Origin of the sequence: Streptomyces sp. ITFR-16 (assembly GCF_031844705.1) — a bacterium.
Lineage (GTDB): Bacteria > Actinomycetota > Actinomycetes > Streptomycetales > Streptomycetaceae > Streptomyces.
Genome location: NZ_CP134609.1, coordinates 202,890 through 221,304, shown reverse-complemented (window position 1 = coordinate 221,304; position 18,415 = coordinate 202,890). Strand labels below are relative to the sequence as shown.

At 73.3% G+C, this 18,415-nt stretch carries 20 protein-coding genes; 5 read left to right on the top strand and 15 right to left on the bottom strand.

Translation table 11 applies throughout. The features are described from left to right. Window positions 1-20: 20 nt before the first annotated feature. From RLT58_RS01040 to RLT58_RS01005, 8 genes are all read right to left on the bottom strand, one after another. Window positions 21-383: an ArsR/SmtB family transcription factor gene (locus RLT58_RS01040; protein WP_311308433.1), complete on the bottom strand. Its 363-nt coding sequence runs from the start codon at window positions 381-383 to the stop codon at window positions 21-23. 178 nt (window positions 384-561) lie between these two features. Then, complete coding sequence (locus RLT58_RS01035; protein ID WP_311308432.1) at window positions 562-915, bottom strand: zinc ribbon domain-containing protein YjdM; 354 nt, start codon at window positions 913-915, stop codon at window positions 562-564. Window positions 916-960: 45 nt separating this feature from the next. Further along, the gene (locus RLT58_RS01030) at window positions 961-1,365 is read right to left on the bottom strand and encodes an STAS domain-containing protein (protein ID WP_311308431.1); all 405 of its coding nucleotides are present in this window, start codon (window positions 1,363-1,365) and stop codon (window positions 961-963) included. A 70-nt stretch (window positions 1,366-1,435) separates the two neighbouring features. Next, window positions 1,436-1,861: an ATP-binding protein gene (locus tag RLT58_RS01025; RefSeq protein WP_311308430.1), complete on the bottom strand. Its 426-nt coding sequence runs from the start codon at window positions 1,859-1,861 to the stop codon at window positions 1,436-1,438. Next, window positions 1,858-3,591, bottom strand: a complete 1,734-nt coding sequence (locus tag RLT58_RS01020; protein ID WP_311308429.1) for a SulP family inorganic anion transporter — start codon at window positions 3,589-3,591, stop codon at window positions 1,858-1,860. The genes RLT58_RS01025 and RLT58_RS01020 overlap by 4 nt, the downstream gene beginning before the upstream one ends. After that, a complete protein-coding gene (locus RLT58_RS01015; RefSeq protein ID WP_311308428.1) occupies window positions 3,588-3,929 on the bottom strand; it encodes an ArsR/SmtB family transcription factor in 342 nt (113 codons plus the stop codon). The genes RLT58_RS01020 and RLT58_RS01015 overlap by 4 nt, the downstream gene beginning before the upstream one ends. Window positions 3,930-4,052: 123 nt before the next feature. Then, complete coding sequence (locus RLT58_RS01010) at window positions 4,053-4,565, bottom strand: DoxX family protein (RefSeq protein ID WP_311308427.1); 513 nt, start codon at window positions 4,563-4,565, stop codon at window positions 4,053-4,055. Window positions 4,566-4,626: 61 nt separating this feature from the next. Then, window positions 4,627-5,502 (bottom strand): VOC family protein, encoded by an 876-nt coding sequence (locus tag RLT58_RS01005; RefSeq protein ID WP_311308426.1) that lies wholly within the window; start codon window positions 5,500-5,502, stop codon window positions 4,627-4,629. Window positions 5,503-5,587: 85 nt separating this feature from the next. Between RLT58_RS01005 and RLT58_RS01000 the strand changes: the two genes are divergently transcribed. The 3 genes from RLT58_RS01000 (at window position 5,588) to RLT58_RS00990 (ending at window position 9,534) form a co-directional block, all read left to right on the top strand. After that, window positions 5,588-6,538, top strand: a complete 951-nt coding sequence (locus RLT58_RS01000; protein ID WP_311308425.1) for an Lrp/AsnC family transcriptional regulator — start codon at window positions 5,588-5,590, stop codon at window positions 6,536-6,538. 108 nt (window positions 6,539-6,646) lie between these two features. Beyond that, window positions 6,647-7,708: an ATP-binding protein gene (locus RLT58_RS00995; RefSeq protein ID WP_311308424.1), complete on the top strand. Its 1,062-nt coding sequence runs from the start codon at window positions 6,647-6,649 to the stop codon at window positions 7,706-7,708. After that, window positions 7,705-9,534, top strand: a complete 1,830-nt coding sequence (locus RLT58_RS00990) for a vWA domain-containing protein (RefSeq protein WP_311308423.1) — start codon at window positions 7,705-7,707, stop codon at window positions 9,532-9,534. Before RLT58_RS00995 ends, RLT58_RS00990 begins: the two co-directional genes overlap by 4 nt. Here RLT58_RS00990 and RLT58_RS00985 read toward each other — a convergent pair. From RLT58_RS00985 to RLT58_RS00970, 4 genes are all read right to left on the bottom strand, one after another. Beyond that, window positions 9,500-10,705, bottom strand: a complete 1,206-nt coding sequence (locus RLT58_RS00985) for an MFS transporter (RefSeq protein WP_311308422.1) — start codon at window positions 10,703-10,705, stop codon at window positions 9,500-9,502. The genes RLT58_RS00990 and RLT58_RS00985 overlap by 35 nt on opposite strands. Before the next feature lie 119 nt (window positions 10,706-10,824). Beyond that, window positions 10,825-11,595: a phosphatase PAP2 family protein gene (locus tag RLT58_RS00980; RefSeq protein ID WP_311308421.1), complete on the bottom strand. Its 771-nt coding sequence runs from the start codon at window positions 11,593-11,595 to the stop codon at window positions 10,825-10,827. Further along, on the bottom strand, window positions 11,596-12,549 hold the full coding sequence (locus tag RLT58_RS00975) for a YihY/virulence factor BrkB family protein (RefSeq protein ID WP_311308420.1): 954 nt from the start codon (window positions 12,547-12,549) through the stop codon (window positions 11,596-11,598). Further along, a complete protein-coding gene (locus tag RLT58_RS00970) occupies window positions 12,550-14,304 on the bottom strand; it encodes a bifunctional phosphatase PAP2/diacylglycerol kinase family protein (RefSeq protein ID WP_311308419.1) in 1,755 nt (584 codons plus the stop codon). A gap of 191 nt (window positions 14,305-14,495) precedes the next feature. Between RLT58_RS00970 and RLT58_RS00965 the strand changes: the two genes are divergently transcribed. Next, window positions 14,496-14,927: an SRPBCC family protein gene (locus tag RLT58_RS00965; protein WP_311308418.1), complete on the top strand. Its 432-nt coding sequence runs from the start codon at window positions 14,496-14,498 to the stop codon at window positions 14,925-14,927. A gap of 48 nt (window positions 14,928-14,975) precedes the next feature. Here the strand turns inward: RLT58_RS00965 and RLT58_RS00960 are convergent, their stop codons facing one another. Together RLT58_RS00960 and RLT58_RS00955 are read right to left on the bottom strand one after the other, a co-directional pair. After that, window positions 14,976-15,758, bottom strand: a complete 783-nt coding sequence (locus RLT58_RS00960) for an SGNH/GDSL hydrolase family protein (protein ID WP_311308417.1) — start codon at window positions 15,756-15,758, stop codon at window positions 14,976-14,978. Window positions 15,759-15,878: 120 nt separating this feature from the next. After that, a complete protein-coding gene (locus tag RLT58_RS00955) occupies window positions 15,879-16,139 on the bottom strand; it encodes a hypothetical protein (protein WP_311308416.1) in 261 nt (86 codons plus the stop codon). A 182-nt stretch (window positions 16,140-16,321) separates the two neighbouring features. Between RLT58_RS00955 and RLT58_RS00950 the strand changes: the two genes are divergently transcribed. Further along, on the top strand, window positions 16,322-17,575 hold the full coding sequence (locus RLT58_RS00950) for an amidohydrolase (RefSeq protein WP_311308415.1): 1,254 nt from the start codon (window positions 16,322-16,324) through the stop codon (window positions 17,573-17,575). 2 nt (window positions 17,576-17,577) lie between these two features. On the opposite strand, the gene RLT58_RS00945 is transcribed toward RLT58_RS00950, so the two are convergent. Then, window positions 17,578-18,372: an SDR family NAD(P)-dependent oxidoreductase gene (locus RLT58_RS00945; protein WP_311308414.1), complete on the bottom strand. Its 795-nt coding sequence runs from the start codon at window positions 18,370-18,372 to the stop codon at window positions 17,578-17,580. Between the last annotated feature and the right edge of the window lie 43 nt (window positions 18,373-18,415).

Sequence of the window (18,415 nt, the reverse complement as noted above, 5' to 3'; positions counted from 1 at the left end):
GAGCCCGGAGGGCGCGCGGGCTACGACGAGCGGCGCCGCCGGGCAGGGGTCCGGGGTTCCGTGGCCTGGAGATCGGCCAGCAGTTCGGCCTGTCCGGCGAGGACACCGGACAGAATGCTCCGGGCGACCTGGAGCAGCTTGGCCACCTGCGGATTGGCCAGCGAGTAGTAGACGGCCGAGCCCTCCCGGCGGGGGACGACCAGGTTGGCCCTGCGCAGCACGGCGAGCTGCTGGGACAGGTGCGCAGCCTCGACGCCGACCTCGGACAGCATTTCCGAGACCGCGTGCTCGCGCTCGCTGAGGAGTTCCAGCACTCTGATCCGTACCGGGTGGCCCAGCGTTTTGAAGAACTCCGCCTTCAGCTGGTACAGCGGTGTGCTCATCGGGCCCGCTCCGCGCCCGTGGAGGCCGCCGCCGGGATGCCGGACGGCCGCTGTCGTGCGAGCACCGCGCGGCGCGTCCACCCAAAACTCTTCGTCATGGGAACATTCTCGCGCCTCCGGCCGGGTGTGATGACCTTGGGAACGCCCGTGCCGGGGCGCGAGAGGGCGAGCCGCCGGATCAGGCCTTCTTGACCACGCTCGACTTGAGCTGCATGGGGCCGAATCCGTCGACCTTGCAGTCGATGTCGTGGCCGTCCACGCCGTCCACGAGACGGATGTTGCGCACCTTGGTGCCGGCCTTGATCCCCGACGGACTGCCCTTGACCTTCAGGGTCCTGACGACGGTGACGGTGTCGCCGTCGGCGAGTACATTGCCGACCGCGTCCCTGATCACCGTGCTGTCGCCGCCGTCGGCGGCCGAGGGGGACCACTCGTGGCCGCACTCGGGACAGACGAGCAGCGCGCCCATCTCGTACGTGTACGCGCTCGCGCACTCGGGGCAGGGCGGCAGCGTGCCGGTCGCCTCGGTCATCGGTGGTGCCTCTCTCGTCCTGGTCGTCGCTGTGCGGATGTCGCGTCAGCCGGTGGTGGTGGCCCGCTCGTCGGGCCAGGCGTCGCTGCGCCACTGGCGCTGTTCGCCGGTCACGGACCGGTGCGCGGCGAGGGCGGACGCCAGATCGCTGTGCACCGGGATCGGCGGACGGGTGCCGTCGGGCACGAGCGAGCCGTCGGCGGGGATCGCCGCGAGCTCCAGGCCCCGCCCCTCGTCCGCCAGCCGGCGGGCGGCCTCGGTGACAGCCAGCCGGCCGTCGGCCGACCAGCCGCGCAGCGCGGTCAGGTCCAGTATGACCGGCCCGCTTCCCCGGGCCAGGACCCAGCCGACCGCGCCGGTGAACCGGCCGACCGCCTCCGGCCCGAGATGCCCGGACAGGGAGAGGACTCCCAGGCCGGGGTGGGTGGTGTAGCGCCACTCTATGGTCATCGGTTGCTGCTCTCGTTCCTGGCCGTGCTCCCACGACGGGCGCTGCGGGGTTCTACAGGCTGCGGGGTTCCTAGAGGGGGAGGGTGATCCAGATGCTCTTGCCCTTGCCGTCCGCGTCGCCCCGGATGACGGCGGTGCCGCCCAGACCGAGGGTCAGCTCGACGACGGTGCCGAGTCCGCCGCTGCCGGGCACGGTGCCGGGGGAGAAGAGCGTGGGCTGGTGGGGGTCGCGGTCATGGACGGCGAACGCGAAGGTGTCCGTACCGGCCGCGTAGATCACGGTGACGTTCGGGGACAGATCGGCGGCGTGCCGGACGCTGTTGGCCACCAGCTCGGACAGGATCAGCAGCGCCGGGCCGACCGTGGGGTGCCGCCGGCTGATGCCCCACTCCGTCAGCACCTGCTCGGTGGTCTCGCGCGCGATGCGGACCGCCGAGCCCATCGTCGGCAGCGTCAGGACATGCCGCAGCGGCAGGCTCTCCGACCGCGCGCTCATCGGGCGGCCTCTTCGGTGACGGGCGCGGCGGGCGCGGCGGGTGGCGCGGGCAGGAGTCCGGCCCGCTGGAGGTGGGCGCGGGCTGCGGAGATCGCCTCGGGCGTGGTGGCGTACTCACGGCCGTCCTGCCGGAGCAGGTCCAGCGCGCCGACCGACTCCAGGGCCCGCCGCTGGCCGGGTCGCACCCCGGAGGTCATGACGGCGATGCCCCGCCGGTTCAGCTTCTCCACCGCGTCCTTGAGGACCAGGGCGCCGGTGGCGTCCATCGTCGACACCCGCGACATGCGCAGGATCACCACCCGGACGTCGGCGACCTCGGACAGCTCCAGGAGGAAGCGGTGGGCGCCGGCGAAGAACAGCGGTCCGTCGATCCGGTACGCGACGATGTGCTCGGCCAGCAGGGCGTGCTCCTCCTCGCTGTGCTCGCCCGGCAGATCCGCGCGGAAGTCCACCTGGTCGACCCGGGCCTGGTTGGCGACCGCCCGCAGCGCCAGGGCGCCCGCGACCGCCAGGCCGATGATCACCGCGTAGACCAGGTCGAAGGCGAGGGTCGCGGCGGCGGTCAGCACCAGCACCGTCGCGTCCGAGCGGGTCGCCCGGGCCATCGCCCGCAGCGCGCCGACCTCCACCATCCGGATCGCGGTCGCCAGCAGCACACCCGCCAGGGCCGCCAGGGGGATCTTCGACACGAGCGGTGCGGCGGCGAAGACGATGACCGCGAGAACGGCGGCATGGGTCAGGGCGGCGAGCCGGGAGCCCGCGCCGGTCCGGACGTTGACCGCGGTACGGGCGATGGCCGCGGTGGCGGGGACACCGCCGAACAGCGGGGCCGCCAGGTTCGCGATGCCCTGCCCGAAGAGCTCCTTGTCCGGGTCGTGCCGCTGGCCCACCGTCATGCCGTCCGCGACGGTCGCCGACAGGAGGGACTCAAGGGCGGCAAGCGCGGCGACCGCGACGGCCGGGGCGAGCAGCGAGCCCAGTGCGGACAGGTCGAGGAAGCCGAGGGAGGGCGCGGGCAGCCCGGACGGCAGATCACCGATCGGCGAGGCGGCGTCCAGGTGGAAGAGCTGCGCCACGAGCGTTGCCGCGATCACCGCGACGACGGAGAACGGGACGGCGGGCCGCAGACGGGCACCGAGGAGCATCACGGCCGCCACGGACAGGGCCAGGGCGACGGCGGTCCAGTTGGGTGCTTGGACGAACTCCTCGACCGCGCGCCAGGTCACCACCAGGACCTTGTCGCCCTCCGGTTTGGCCACCCCCAGCGCGTTCGGCACCTGCTGGAGGCCGATCACGCAGGCGATGCCCAGCGTGAAGCCCTCCACCACGGGCGCCGGGATGAACTTCATCGTGCGGCCGGCCCGGAGCAGCGCGAGCACGATCAGCAGCACTCCGGCCATCAGCCCGACCGTCAGCACCCCGCCGGGCCCGTACTCGGCCACGATCGGCACCAGGACCACCGTCATCGCGCCGGTCGGGCCGGAGACCTGGAGGTTGGAGCCGCCGAACAGCGCGGCGAGCGCGCCCGCGACGACGGCGGTGGCGAGACCGGCTTCGGCGCCGAGCCCGGAGGAGACGCCGAAGCCGAGCGCGAGGGGCAGCGCCACGACGGCGACGGTGAGTCCGGCGAGCAGATCGCGGCGCGGGTTGCGGCCCATGGCGGCGAAGTCCGCACGGGCGGGCAGCAGAGCGGAGACCCGGCCCCAGGACCGGGCGAGAGCCGTACTCACGGTGCGGTGACCTCGGCTTCCCGCAACTCGGCCAGCAGTTCGTTCTGCCCGGCCAGCATCTCCGTCAGGATCCGCCGCGCGGCCCGCATCAGCTCGGCCACGTCCCCGCCCGCCAGCTCGTAGACGACCGTCGAGCCCTCACGGGTGGCGGTGACGATGCCGGAGCGGCGCAGCACGGCCAGTTGCTGGGAGAGGGCGGAGGGCTCCACCTCTATGGCCGACAGCAGTTCCCGTACCGGCATCGGACCGGCCTGCAGCAGCTCCAGCACCCGTATGCGGACCGGGTGTCCGAGCATCCGGAAGAACTCGGCCTTGGCCTGGTACAGCGGAACCGGCACGTCTCCAGCACTCCTCGTCGCCTGGCGCCGTGCCCGCGGCTACCTGCGGGCACGGCCACCACAGCATGTAGTGAATTGCAGAATTTCGCAATTCACGATGTGCTGATCCGGACGGGCGCCGGATCAGACGAGGCGGTGCTCGTGCTCCTGTCGCGGACGGCGGGCGGCGCGGGCCGGCGCGGCTGCCCACAGGGCGACGCCGATGAACACGAGCTGTTCGGGGATCCTGAACCACAGGGGCGTGGCCGGTTCGCCGTCGAGGGGGATGTCGTCGAGGGCGGCGTACACATTGGCCGGGAACATCAGCAGGAACAGCACGGCCAGGCCGGTCCCGGCCGCCCGTCGGGCCGACGTCCGGACGAGCCCCGCCGCGCCGAGCAGCTCCAGGACGCCGGTCGCATACACGACCGGCCGGGGAAACGGGACGAAGGGCGGGACCATGGCGGCCAGGTCCTCGTTGCCGGGCACCGGGCCGGCACCGGCGGGGGCGAAATGCGCTGCGGCCGTGGCCAGCAGCATCACGGCGAGGCCATGGGTGAACGCGGCGCGCCAGGTCGCGAACCGGCCGGCGCCCAGGGCGCCCAGCAGCCGGAACACCGCTGTCGGGCAGGCGAGAAGCAGGAGAGTGGTGAACACGGGTGTCCTTTGACGGTGGCAGGGCGAACAGGTCGGGGGGAGGGCGGGGGCCGGAGCCGCCTCAGCGGGCGGTGAAGAACAGCCCGGCCCCGTACGCGTCGCGCGCCGAGACGAAGAAGCCGCCGGCGGCCGGCCGGGTCGCGGTGCCGCCGTCCTCGACGAGGGCACGGGCCCGGTGGACGTCGTCGACCGCGACGGTCAGGGCGGCCGGATACGAGGGGGCCGGAGCGGGCTCGCCCGGCAGCACCTCCTCGGCGTCCGAGGCACGGACGATCCGCAGCCGCGCGGCCCCCGCGTCCAGCACGGTGACCGGGCCCTCCTGCGCGGGGGCCGCCCCGAGGATGCGGGCGTACCGGTCCGTGACCGCCCCGACCCCGGCGTCGTCGACCACCACGAGGACCGCGGCGAGGCCGCGGGCGCCGTTCGGATGGGTCAGATAGCGCGGCTGGTGCACATACCGGCGGGTCAGATGCTGCGCGAACCCCACATGGCCCTCCGGTGTCGAGCCCGGGTCGAGATGCACCGCCCGGGCCCGGACCGTGCGCGGCCCCTCCTCGGTGTCGACGTCGCGTTCCAGGTCGAGCACCCCCGACGTGCGCAGCCCCATGCCGGTCAGCCGGCGGTCGGTGGCCCCGGCGTCGTCCGTGTCGAAGTTGATCAGCTTCAATCCCTCGTACCCGTCGGCCATCGCCCGCGTGTGCCAGGGGTCGGGGGCCAACTCGTCGACGATGCCGAGCAGTTCTATGTACGACCCGCCGAACAGGGCGCACCGGTTGGCGGTGCAGCCGGGCACCGGCGCCTGTCCGGGGCGCCCGGACAGCAGATGCCGTGAGCGGGGGCTGAGGGTGAACCCGAGGGAGATGTAGGCCCGTTCGAGACCGTCGAGGTCACGGGTGAGGATGCCGGTGTGATGGATGCCGTGGATGTCGCCTGTCATGGATCCCATGGTTCGCCCGCCGCCCGCCCGGGGCTCCTGGCTTCCGCCACCGGGCCGGTATGCGACACCGGCCTACACTGTCCTGGTGGATTCGGTCACGCTGGACGCACTCGACCTGCGGCTCCTGCACGCCCTCCAGGTCGACGGGCGGGCCGCCTTCAGCAGGATCGCCGACGTGCTCGACGTCTCCGACCGCACCGTGGCGCGCAGGTTCAGCAGATTCCGGGCCAGGGGAATCGCGCGGGTCGCCGGGGTGACCGACAGCCATCGCATCGGCCACGCCGAATGGCTGGTGCGCCTGCGGGTGCTGCCCTCCGGGAGCGCCCCGCTCGCCCGCGCGCTGGCCCGCCGCCCCGACACCGCCTGGGTGGCCGTCGTCTCCAGCGGCACCGAGGTCGTCTGCGTCTTCCGGGTTCCGGGCGAAGGCCCCGCCCCGCTGGAGGCGTTGGGCCGGGCTCCGCAGATCACCCACGTCGACGCACACCGGCTGCTGCGCCCGGTGATGGACCGCCGCTGGATCGGCCGCACCCTGGCGCTGACGGACGACCAGGTCACCGCACTGCGGCCGGATCCCGTCGAGGACGGCGCCCCGGTGGAGCTGACCGACCTCGACCGCCGGCTGCTGCCCGCGCTGGCCGCGGACGGCCGGGCCGCCTACCCGGACCTGGCCCGGCGGATCGGCTGGTCGGAGTCGGCCGTACGCCGCCGGCTGACCGAACTGCGCCGCTCGGGCGTCCTCCAGCTCGATGTCGAGGTCGACTCCGGCCTGTTCGGCTACTTCGTCTCCTGCGTGCTGTGGCTGACCGTCACCCCCGCCCGGCTCGGCGGCGTCGCCCGGGCGCTGGCCGATGACCCCGAGGCGGCCTTCGTCGGCACCACGACCGGCCCGCACAACCTGGTCGCCGTCGCCGTCTGCCGGGACGCCCGGGCTCTCCACACGTACGTCACCGAGCGCATCGGGTCGCTCGACGGCGTCGACCGGCTGGAGTCGGGACCGGTCAGCTCCTACCTCAAGCGCGGCGCCCCGGAGCTCTGAGACCGGCCCCCGTGCCCGTGGGGTGGCGGCGAAATTCGGCTGCGTGCGCCCCGGGGGCTCCGCATACTGGCGGTCTCCGACTCCCAGAATCCGAAGGAACGTTCCCGCGTGCAGGCTGCCGTCACCGTCACTCCCGCTCAGATCCCCGAACTGCTGCTGGGCCTCGCCACCGTGCGGCCCGTGTTCCTGTGGGGAGCGCCCGGGATCGGCAAGTCGTCGCTCGTACGGAAGTTCGCCGAGTCCCTGGGGCTGGACTGCGTCAGCCTCCTCGGGACCCAGCTCGCGCCGGAGGACCTGATCGGAGTGCCCCAGATCCGCGACGGACGGTCGGTGTTCTGCCCGCCGGAGTCCATCGCCCGCGACGAGCCGTACTGCCTCTTCCTCGACGAACTCAACGCGGCCACCCCCGATGTGCAGAAGGCCTTCTACTCGCTGATCCTGGACCGGCGCATCGGGTCCTACGAGCTGCCCGCCGGCTCGATCGTCATCGGGGCCGGCAACCGTGCCACGGACAACGCGCTGGCACGGCCCATCGCCTCCGCCCTGGTCAACCGCCTCACCCATGTCCACCTCCGGGCCTCGGCGGCGGACTGGCTGGTGTGGGCGGGCGAGAACGGCGTCCACCCGTGGGTGACGGACTACCTCGTCGACCGCCCCGACCACCTGTGGTCGCAGCCGCCCAAGACCGAGGAGCCGTTCTCCACCCCCCGCTCCTGGCACATGCTCTCGGACGCGCTGCACTCCTTCGGGCCGGAGATCGACGAGGAGACGCTGAAGGTCCTCGTGCACGGCACGCTGACACCCGCCCATGCCGTCTCCTTCTGCGGCTACGCGAAGATCGTCCGTCATGCCTTCGGCATCGAGGCGATCCTCAAGGGCGACGCCTCCTGGCCGGGGCGCCCCGAGGACCGCGACCTGCTCTACTACCTGGCCGACGCGTTCCGGGGACGCCTGGTCAAGGAGCTGCCGCGCGAGAAGGAGCACGTCTCGCCGTCGCTGCGGCAGACCGCCTACCGGGCCAAGTCGCTGCTCGTGCAGCTCGCCGAGATCTCGGTCGAGGTCGCGCAGACCGTCATCGCGGACGACGCCGACGGACTGCCCGTGCTGCCCGCCTGGTTCCTCGTCGACGCCGCGCGGGACATGCCCCGGCTCGTCGAGGCCCGGCGGTGAAGGCGGCCGGCGGGCGCAGGGGCGGCGGCAAGGGCGGGAAGAACACGTTTGACCCGGCCGCCGAGGCCTTCGCCGCCGGGCTCGTGCTCGTCAAGCGCAGCCCGGCGTTCGCGGCCGTCGAGGCGTCCGTGTGCCGCCAGGCCAAGTGCGCGCTGACCCCCGCCGGGGGACTGGCCGCCGTCACCTCGAACGGCACCATCCACGTCCACCCCACCAAACGGGCCGATCCGGCGGAGTGGGCATGGGCGCTGGCCCACTGTCTGCTGCATCTCGGGTTCGGCCATGTGCCCGCCTCGGCGGACGAACCGCGCCGACAGCCCGACCGCTTCGACCTCGCGGCGCGCTGCGCCGTCGTCAACCGCTTCCTGCTCACCCATCCGATGGGCCGGCCGCCCGGCGCCCTGCCGGAGTCCTTCCCGGGCGGTGACGAGGAGCTGCTCGCCGCCCGGTGGCGCCGCGACGGCATCCCCGCCGCCTACGAGCACTGCGGCACCGCGGGGGACCACCCCGACCAGGTCCTCACCACCTGGAACACCTGGAACAACTCCGCCGTCCCGGACTGGGAGACCGCCTTCGCGCACGCGCTGACCCGCAGTGTGTCCGCCGCGATGGACGTGGCCGGCGGCCGCCGCGACCGGGTCACCGGAGCGCTCGCGCCCCAGCGGCCCTGGGACCGCGCCCTGAACTGGTTCGTCTCGTCCTACCCCCTGCTCGGCGGGCTCGCCGCGGGCCTGAAGATCGTGGCCGACGCCGAACTGGCCCGGACGCAGCACATCGCCGTCGCGGCGGTCAGCGCGGTCGCGGGCGAGATCTACATCAACCCGCTGTGCGGGTTCACCGACGAGGAATGGCGCTTCGTCCTCGCGCACGAGATGCTGCACGCCGCGCTGCGCCACGGTGAACGCCGAGGAGGGCGTGACCCGTTCCTCTTCAACGTCGCGGCCGACTACGTCGTCAACGACTGGCTCGTCCAGATGCGCGTCGGCGACATGCCCGAAGGGCTGCTGTACGACCCGGACCTGCGGGGCCTGTCCGCCGAGGAGGTGTACGACCGCATCGCGCACGACCTGCGCCGCCGCCGCAGGCTCGCGACACTGCGGGGCAAGGGCGCCGGTGACATCCTCGGTGAGCCGCTGCCGCACGCCGGTGCCCGGCCGTACACCGACCTGGACGAGTTCTACCGGCGCGGGCTGGTGCAGGGCTTGGATCTGCACCAGTACGGCGAGCGCGGTCTCCTGCCCGCCGGACTGATCCAGGAGATCCGCGCCCTGTCGCACCCGCCCGTGCCCTGGGACGCGCGACTGGCCCGCTGGTTCGACGAGTACGTCCCCCGGCCGGAGCCCGTCCGCTCCTACGCGCGCCCGGCACGGCGGCAGGCCTCGACCCCCGGCATCCCGCGCGCCGGACGGTACTTCCCGCCGCACGAGACGGCCCGCTGCACCTTCGGCGTCGTCCTGGACACCTCCGGCTCGATGAACAGCACCCTGCTCGGCAAGGCCCTCGGCGCCATCGCCTCGTACGCCGAGGCACGCGACGTCCCCGCAGCACGCGTCGTCTTCTGCGACGCCGCCCCCTACGACGCCGGCTACCTGCCGCCCACCGAGATCGCCGGCCGGGTGCGGATACGCGGGCGCGGCGGTACCGAACTCCAGCCCGGCGTGGACCTGTTGCACCGGGCCGACGACTTCCCGCCGGGCGCACCCGTCCTCGTCATCACCGACGGCTGGTGCGACATCCTGCGGATCCGGCGCGAGCACGCCTACCTGATCCCGCAGGGCGCGTCGCTGCCCTTCACCCCGCGCGGCCCGGTGTTCCGGCTGACCTGACGGTCCGGCGGACCGCATCCGTGGCGCTCCGCGTCCCGACGAGCAGCACCGCGCAGGCGGCCACCGTCACCAGCCCGCCGACAAGGAAGGCGCCCCGTACCCCTGCGAGCGGCAGGACCAGCCCGCCGAGCGCCGCGCCCGCCGCGATGCCCGCGTTGTACGCACCGGAGTTCGCCGCCAGGGCGAGGTCCGTCCGGCCCGGCGCACACCGCAGCATCGCGTTCTGCGTGGTCATGAACACCGGCCCGAGGGCGCTGCCCATCAGCACCAGGAACACCACCGCAGCCACCCGGTCGGCTCCGGCCGCGCATAGCCCCAGCATCCCCACCGCCTGCACACCGACAGCCACGACCAGCGAGGCGTGCGGAAAGCGGTCCAGCAGCGCCCCGGTGAGGCTCACTCCGGCCAGACACGCGGCACCGAACGCCACGAACAGGGTGCTGACCGTGCCCGGCGCGAAGCCGCTCACGTCACCGAGGAACTTCACGAGGTACGTGTAGCCGGTGAACGCTCCGGTGGCGGACAGGGCCCCCGCCGCCAGGACGACCCCGAAGCGGCGGGCGTCGGGACGCGGTGCGTAGGCCGCGGGCTCGTCCTGCGGGGGCGAGGTCGGCAGCAGTACGGCGACAACCACGAGGGAGACGAGACCCAGACCCGCCACCGCGGCGACCGGCACCGGCCAGCCGCCGCGCCGGCCGAGCCACGTACCGGCGGGCACACCGAGCACGAGCGAACCGGCGACGGACAGCGCCCCGACCACCCGACCCCGGACCTCCGGCGCGAACAGGCCCACCGCGACCGGCCCCATCACGGCCCAGAACAGCGCCTGGGCCAGCGCGGTCACCAGCCGCGCCCCGACAAGCGGCCCGTAGGAGGTGGCCGACGCCGCGACCAGGCTGGAGACGACGAGCGCGGCCAGAAGGCCCGTCAGCACATGGCGGCGGGGCAGGGCGCGGGTGCCGTGGGCGAGGGGGAGTGAGGCCACGGCCACGGTGACGGCGTATCCGGTGACCAGGAGGCCGACCGCCGGCACCGACACCCGCAGGCTCCGGGAGATGAGGTCCAGCAGGCCGACCGGCAGGTTCTCCGCGGTGTTGAAGGTGAAGGCGGCGAGCATCAGGGCCATGAGCACCGCCGACCGGTGCCATGCCGCCGGCTGCCTGGTGACCATACGACCCCGTCCTGCCCTCGCTCACCGCGCGCCTGGCGTCCCGACGCCCCTGGCACGTACCCCACCGGGCGCCGGGGCCCGCCGCAACCGAAATACGGGCCGGACCGGGCGTCGTGAGCTCACCGCTCCGGGGCGGTCTCCGTCAGCTCGGGCTCCAGGCCCTCGGTCATCTCGCTGCGGCGGCGGCCGGAGTCGGCGCGCCAGGCCTCGAACGCCCAGGCGGTCGACGCCACCACGGCGAGGCCGAGCAGCCAGCCGCCGACCACGTCGCTGAACCAGTGGACGCCGAGCGCGACCCGGGTGAACCCCACGCCCAGCACCGAAAGGCCCGCGACGGCCCAGCACAGGGCCCGGCCCCGGCGGGGCACCAGGGGGAGGAGGACGAGCAGCAGCACGGCGAACGACGTCGTCGCCGTCATCGCGTGGCCCGAGGGGAAGGAGAAGCCCGGCGCGCGCGCCACCGGGTCCTCCAGCGACGGCCTGGCCCGTTCGACCACCGTTTTGACCAGCAGCCCCGTCAGTCCGCCCGCCACCGCGGTCACCCCGGCCCAGGCCGCGAGCCGCCAGGCGCGGCGCCACAGCAGCCAGGCCGTCAGCACCGCGAGCACGCAGCGCAGCGTCAGGGGGTCCCAGACCCAGTCGGACAGGAAGCGGAGCGTGCTCGTCCAGGCCGGGTGGTCGAGGGCCAGGTGGTGCAGCCGCCCCGCCGCACTCGCGTCCACGGTGCGCAGCGGCCGCCACTTGCCCTCGACGAGGACCAGCAGCAGGGCGAACGGCACGGCGGAGAGCGCGGCGACGGCGGCGGCGCCGAGCAGACGCACCCCGAAGGTGCGGTCGGCCGCACGGCGGCGGCGCTCACGAAACAGCTGGGTGGTGGCGCGCACAACCATTCATGCTCCCGGATCGGCGTGTACAGGGCCGGGCCGGCGGGCGCGGGCAGCCTCCAGCTGCGCCGCGAAGGACAGCCCGAGGAACAGGGCGATGGAGGTCAGATAGGCCCACAGCAGAAGAGACATGAACGCGCTCAGCGGGCCGTAGACCGTGTCGAAGGACCCGCTGACCGAGAGGTAGAGGCTGAGCAGCCAGGTCAGCGCCGTCCACAGCACCAGGTACAGGGCGGCCCCGAACGCGAGCCAGGTGTAGCCGGGCTGCCTGCGGCGGGGGGAGCGGCGGAAGATCGCGCTCGCCGACAGCAGCGCGAGCAGCAGCCCGCACGGCCAGCGCAGCAGGTCCCACCAGGTCCTGGCCCCGTCGCCCAGACCGTAGACCGTCACCGCGGCCGCGACGAGGTCCCCGCCGACCACCATCAGGATGAAGCCGATGCCCAGCGGGATGCCGGCGGTCAAAGACATCACCAGGCCCCGGAAGTACTTCTGGTGGAACGGGCGGTCGCGCTCGACCCCGTAGATCCGGTTCGCGCCGCGCTCGATCTGGCACATCGCCGTCGTGACGTTGACCAGCGAGAAGAGCAGACCGAACCAGAGCGTGAGCTGGGAGCCCTCGCCGGCGCGCCGCTTGCTGCGGTCCAGCGCGTCCTCCACCACCTCGGCGCTCGGCCCCGCCGCGATCCGGTGGATCGTCAGCTCCGCGAGCCGTCCCACGTTCTCGGTGTGCAGCGAGGCGGACAGGCCGACGAACGCGATGACCAGCGGAATCACGGCGAGCACCGTCTGCAGGGCGAGCGCGCGGGAGTGGCTGAAACCGTCCGCGTACCGGAAGCGCACGAAGGAGTCGCGCACCAGGGGCCAGCGGCCGTAGCGGCGCAGGGACGCCAGCGCCTCGTCGGCGGAGAGCTCGTCACCCGTCATGTCGCGGGTCTGCGGGACCCGGGTCGCGGTACCCATCTACGCGTCCCCGGACGGCAGGAGCAGGGTCAGGGCGCCCGGCCGCACCTCGGCGACGAGCCGCCGGCCCGGCCGTACGGGGTCGCCGTCCATCTCGCGCGACTGCTCGGTGGCGAAACGGAGTTCGGCGCGCCGGAAGGTGAAGTACTCCACCGGGGTGCCGTCGCCGTCGGCGGACGGGAAGCTGCTCCGGGCCGACGGCCGGGGCGGCCGTGAGCGTCCGCGCAGCACGGTCCCGGCGGCACGCAGCCACCCGGTCGGACCGTGCGGGTCGAAGACGGCGAGGTCGAGCAGTGCGTCGTCGGGCCGGGCGGACGGGACGAGGGATGCGCCGCCCTGCACGCTGCCGATGTTGGCGAGGAGCACCATCCGGGCGGTGCGGTGCAGTACGGGCCCGTCGTCCAGCCGGATCGACACCGACATCCGAGGGGCGCGCAGGCTGCTGACACCCGCCACCACATAGGCGGGCCAGCCGACGGCGGACTTCGCGCGGTCGTCGGTGTGCTCCAGCATCGCGGCGTCCAGACCGGCGCCCGACATGGCGGTGAAGTGCGTGGCGGGGAGCCCGTCGCCCTCGATGCGCCCGAGGTCGATGAGGTGCGGGGTGCCGGACAGCGCCGCGTCCAGGGCGGCGGCGGGCTTGAGGGGCAGGCCCAGATTCCGGGCCAGCAGATTGCCGGTGCCGCAGGGCACCACGGCCAGCGGCACCCCGGTGCCGGCCAGCCTGTCCGCCACGAGTCTGACGGTTCCGTCACCGCCGCAGACCACGACCAGGGACGCACCGCCGTCGACCGCCTCGGCCGCCTGACCTCCGCCCGGGTCGTCGGCGGTGGTGGAGACGAACTCCACCGCATGATGCCCGTGCTGCTCCAGCACCAGCCGCAGCGTCTCGCGTTCCGCCTCGTCGGTCACGGTCGGGTTGACGATGACGACGGTCCGGCCCGCCACGACCTCGGCCCGCTCGGCTGCCGCCCTCAGCGCGATTCCCATGGCGTTCTCCGGCGGCGGTGCGGAGCCGCTGTCGTCGGACAGGAGAGCGCGGCCCACGATCAGCAGCGAGAGCCCGCCGTTCAGCAGCCCGCCCAGGACATCGGTGGGGTGGTGCATCCCCCGGTAGAGCCGCGCCACGGCGACCAGCAGCGGTACGAGGAGGAGCAGGACGGCGACGGCCTTCCGCCACCGGCGCCGGTCGTGCGGGACGAGTGCCAGCACGGCGAGGCCCGCGTAGAGCGCCGTCGCGGCGCCCGTGTGCCCCGAGGTGTAACTCGCCGTCGGCGGCGAGGCGTCGAGCCGGTCCACATCAGGCCGGTCGCGGTCCACGGACGCGCTGATGACCAGGAAGACCAGGGCCTGGAGCGAGACGGAGACGGCGAGGAACACGGCCTGGCGCCACTTCGGCAGCCGGGGTATGAGGATCAGGCCCGCACAGGCCAGGACGGTGAGGGCGATCACGGTGGCGGTGTTGCCGGCCTCCGACGCGACGAACGACGCGTCGGAGAGCGCCCCGGTGCGCAGGTGCTCGAAGCCCTCGTTGACGTGGTCCTCGACGGTCAGCGGCCATATCCCGGCGGCGGGTCCGGTGATCAGGAGCCCGAAGCCCACCATGAGCGCTGCCTGACAGGTGGTCAGCACGCCGATGCGTACGGCGGACTTGGCGTAGCCGCTGGTCAGAGCGGGCGACCTGCCGGGCCCTGAGGCGCTGAGGGGCTGCTCGGCGGTCGGCTGGGCCGGTCTCTCCGGCTGGGTGGTGGACATGGGTCTCCCGGTGTTCGGCGCCGCACCGCGACGGGGCGGCCACGGGGAGGTTCGGTCCTCCCGGTGAACGGCCGTCTGCCCCGGAATCGGCGGCTCAGGCCTGCGCGGGCCGGGGGTGTGCCGCCGGTCGCCGGGGGTAGTCGGGACGAGGTCCGCGGCTGCGAGGCGCACGGCTACAAGAAGGAGTTCTCATGTCGTCCTCGATCGTCGAGACCGTCGATATCAAGGCACCGGTGGCCGTCAGCTGGGCGCTGTGGAGCGATGTGGCGCGCTGGCCCACGTTCCTGACCCATGTGCGGCGCGTCGACCCGCTGGACGAGCGCCGGTTCGGCTGGCAGCTCTCCCTGCCGGGCGCCGACAAGAGCTTCGTCGCCGAACTCACCGAGGTCGTCCCGGAGGACCGGATCGCCTGGAAGACGACGGAGGGGGTCCATCACGCGGGTGTCGTCACCTTCCACCGGCTGGACGACGAGCGGAGCCGGGTGGCGCTCCAGATCGAGTACAACCCCCAGGGGTTCGTGGAGTACCTCGGCGCCCTGACCAACCTCGACTCGGTCCTGGCCAACTACGACCTCGGCGAGTTCCAGAGGCTGGCCGAGCGGACCGCGGCGGGTGACTTCTGACCACGCCCGGCCGTGTGCCACAGCCCCCGCCCGTGCCGTGTGAAGGCGCTACGGAAGCACCTTCACCGGCAGCGGTTCGGGCCGCTTCGCGGTGCGGCCGTCCCCGGATGACCGGCCGCGCAGGCGCCGTCCTATCCAGGGGCCGAGGAATCCGGCCGCCCAGCGGACCTCGGCGCCCGCGGCCTGCCACCGGGTGGGCAGGGTCTGCGGGGGCAGCGGGTGCGTCCAGCTGTCGTCGCTGCCGGGAAGGTTCAGCGCCTCGGCGACGGCCGCGGCGATCCGCTCGTGGCCCAGCGGGCTGGCGTGGAGCCGGTCCGTGCTCCACATGCGCGGATCGGTGGCGACGTCGTGCCGGGCGGTCTCGGCGACCAGGACCCCGTGCCGGGCGGCCGCGGCCCGGATGTGGTCGTTGAGCTCCCGCACCCGGGACCTGACCGGGCGGGCGAGCGGCGCGATCCTGCCCACGTCGGGAACGGTCAGCGTCGCCACCCGGGCTCCGGCGGCCGTGAGCGCCGCGAACATCTCCTCCAGCTGCCCGGCCACCTGCGCCGCGTCGAACCGTGGCCGCAGGAGGTCGTTGACACCGGCGACGACGGTGGCCAGATCGGGGCGCAGCGCCAGCGCGGGCGCCAGCTGTTCGTCGAGAACCTGTCCGGCGACCCGTCCCCGCACGGCGAGATTGGCGTACAGGAGGCCGGGCTCGACGGCGGCGAGGTGCTCGGCGAGCCGGTCGGCCCAGCCCCGCAGGCCGACGGTGTCGTCCCCGTCGCCCACCCCCTCGGTCTGGCTGTCGCCCAGGGCGACGTAACGCAGGTAGGCACCACTCGGCATGGGTCGCCGGCCTCTCTCGCAGCACGGTCATGGCCGGCGGCAGCCGACCCGGCGGTCACCTCACCCTACACACAGATATGACTAGTCAATTTGTTGATTAGGTAAATTCCCGGCGGGGTCCTAGATGAGGGCGGCGTGCAGGGCGGCGAGCGCTTCGTCGAGGCTGGGTGCGGTGTTCTCGTGGCCCGTGAAGCCGTCGTCCTCGACGGGGTCGACGGTCCAGCCCCAGCCGCTGTCGGGGTGACCGTCGATGGTGGCGGTGTGCCCGCCCCTGGCGAGGGTGATCGAGAGGTTCCCGGCGGGGAACGACTCGATGTGCACGGTGGCGGAGTCGCCGAATGCGTGCAGGATGGCGGCGCGGGCGTCGTCTTCGGTGGTCACGGGCTGCTCCTGATCGGTCAAGGTGTCGGTGCGGCCGCCCGGCCCGTGGACGTCGTGCCGGCCGTGCCCGTTTTCGGCCAGGCTACCCAGCACCCGCGCACCCCGCCCGTGCGGCGACGCGTCGTGCCAACGGATCTTTCCGGAGGTACGGTGCCCGGATCGGCGCGTAGGAAGGCACGGACATGCCCAAGACGGTGACTGCGGGACTGGCGGAGCTCCGCGAGGACCTGGCCGGCTTCTACCGGGACCTGCACGAGCATCCGGAGCTGTCGCTCCAGGAGACCCGCACCGCGGCCCTGCTGGCCCGGCGCCTGCGGGAGGTCGGCTTCGACGAGGTCGTCGAGCAGGTCGGGGGCACCGGTGTGGTGGGTGTCCTGCGCAACGGGGACGGCCCGGTGGTCATGCTGCGCGCGGACTTCGACGCCTTGCCGGTGGAGGAGAGGACCGGACTGCCGTACGCCAGCAAGGCCCGGGCCGTGGACGCCGACGGCACCGAGGTGCCCGTGATGCACGCCTGCGGGCACGACATGCACGCGGTCTGTCTGACCGGCGCCGCCACCCTGCTCGCCCGGAGCCGGGAGCGGTGGAGCGGCACCCTGCTCGTGGTGTTCCAGCCGGCCGAGGAACTCGCGGTCGGCGCCCGGGACATGGTCGAGGACGGGCTGTTCGAGCGCTTTCCCGTGCCGCAGATCGTGCTGGGCCAGCATGTGGGCCCCCTGCCGGCCGGATTCATCGGCTACGGCAGCGGGCCCGTGATGGCTGCGGCGGACTCCCTGAACATCACGCTCCACGGCCGGGGCGGACACGGCTCCCGCCCCGAGGCCGCGATCGACCCGGTGCTGATGGCCGCCCATGTGGTGACCCGGCTGCAGGGCGTCGTCGCCCGCGAGGTGTCACCGGCGGAGTCGGCGGTGGTGACCGTGGGGCGGCTGCACGCCGGCACCAAGGACAACATCATCCCCGACACGGCCGAACTCGGCGTCAACGTACGCTCGTTCACCCCGGCCGTACGCGATCAGGTGCGCACCGCGATCGAGCGCGTCGCACGGGCCGAGTCCGCCGCGAGCGGCGCGGAGCGGCCTCCGGTCCTCACCTGGTTCGCCTCCGCACCCGCGCTCGTCAGCGATCCGGAGGCCACGGGCAGGACGGTGGCCGCGTTCTCCGAGCACTTCGGCGCCCAGCGGATCCTGCCGATGCCGCAGGTGAACGCGAGCGAGGACGTGGGCGTGTTCGGGGACACGCTCGGCGTGCCCACGGTGTTCTGGTTCTGGGGCGGGCTGGAGACGGAGCCGACGCTCGCCGCGCTCGGCGAGGGCCGTATCGACGACCTGCCGGGCAACCACTCCCCGCTCTTCGCCCCGGTTGTCGAGCCCACGCTGAGCACGGGCGTGGAGGCGCTGGTCGTCGCCGCGCTGACCTGGCTCGACGAGGTGTGACCTCAGGGCAGGATCGAGTCGACGTAGCCGCCGTCCACCCGGAGCGCCCCGCCCGTGGTGGCCGAGGCGTACGACGAGCTGAGGTAGACCACCATGTGGGCGATCTCCTCGGGCTCGATGAGCCGCTGGATCAGGGACTGGGGGCGGTGCTGAAGCATGAACCGGTGCTGCGCCTCGTCCCACGGCAGCTCGTCGCCGACCAGTTGCCGTACGAACTCCTCCACGCCCTCCGTGTGCGTGGGCCCGGCGATCACGGAGTTGACGGTCACTCCGGTGCCTGCGGCGGCCTTCGCGAAGCCCCGGCTGACCGCGAGCAGGGAGGTCTTCGTCATGCCGTAGTGGATCATCTCCGCAGGGACGGCCACGGCGGAGTCGCTCGCGAGACAGAGCACCCGGCCCCAGTGCCGCTCCTGCATGCCGGGCAGGTAGGCCCGGATCAGCCGTACGGCGGCGAGCACGTTGACCTCGAAGTAGCGGCGCCACTCCTCGTCGTCGATCTCCAGCGGGGGCGTCGCGCCGAAGATGCCGAGGTTGTTGACGAGGATGTCCACCTGGGGGACCGCCCGGAGCACGGCGGCCGTGCCGTCGTCGCTCGCCAGGTCGCCGGGGGCGCCCACGACGGCGTCGTTGCCGGTCGCGGAGCGGAGCTCGCGGACCACCTGCTCGACGCGGTCGGCGCCGCGGCCGTTGACCACGACGCGTGCTCCGGCGCGGGCGAGCCCGGTCGCGATCGCGTGGCCGATGCCCTGGGTGGACGCGGTGACGAGGGCGGTGCGTCCGGACAGATCGATGTGCACAGTGGATGCCCTTCTGGGTGGCGGGACCTGGCCGTCCGCCCCA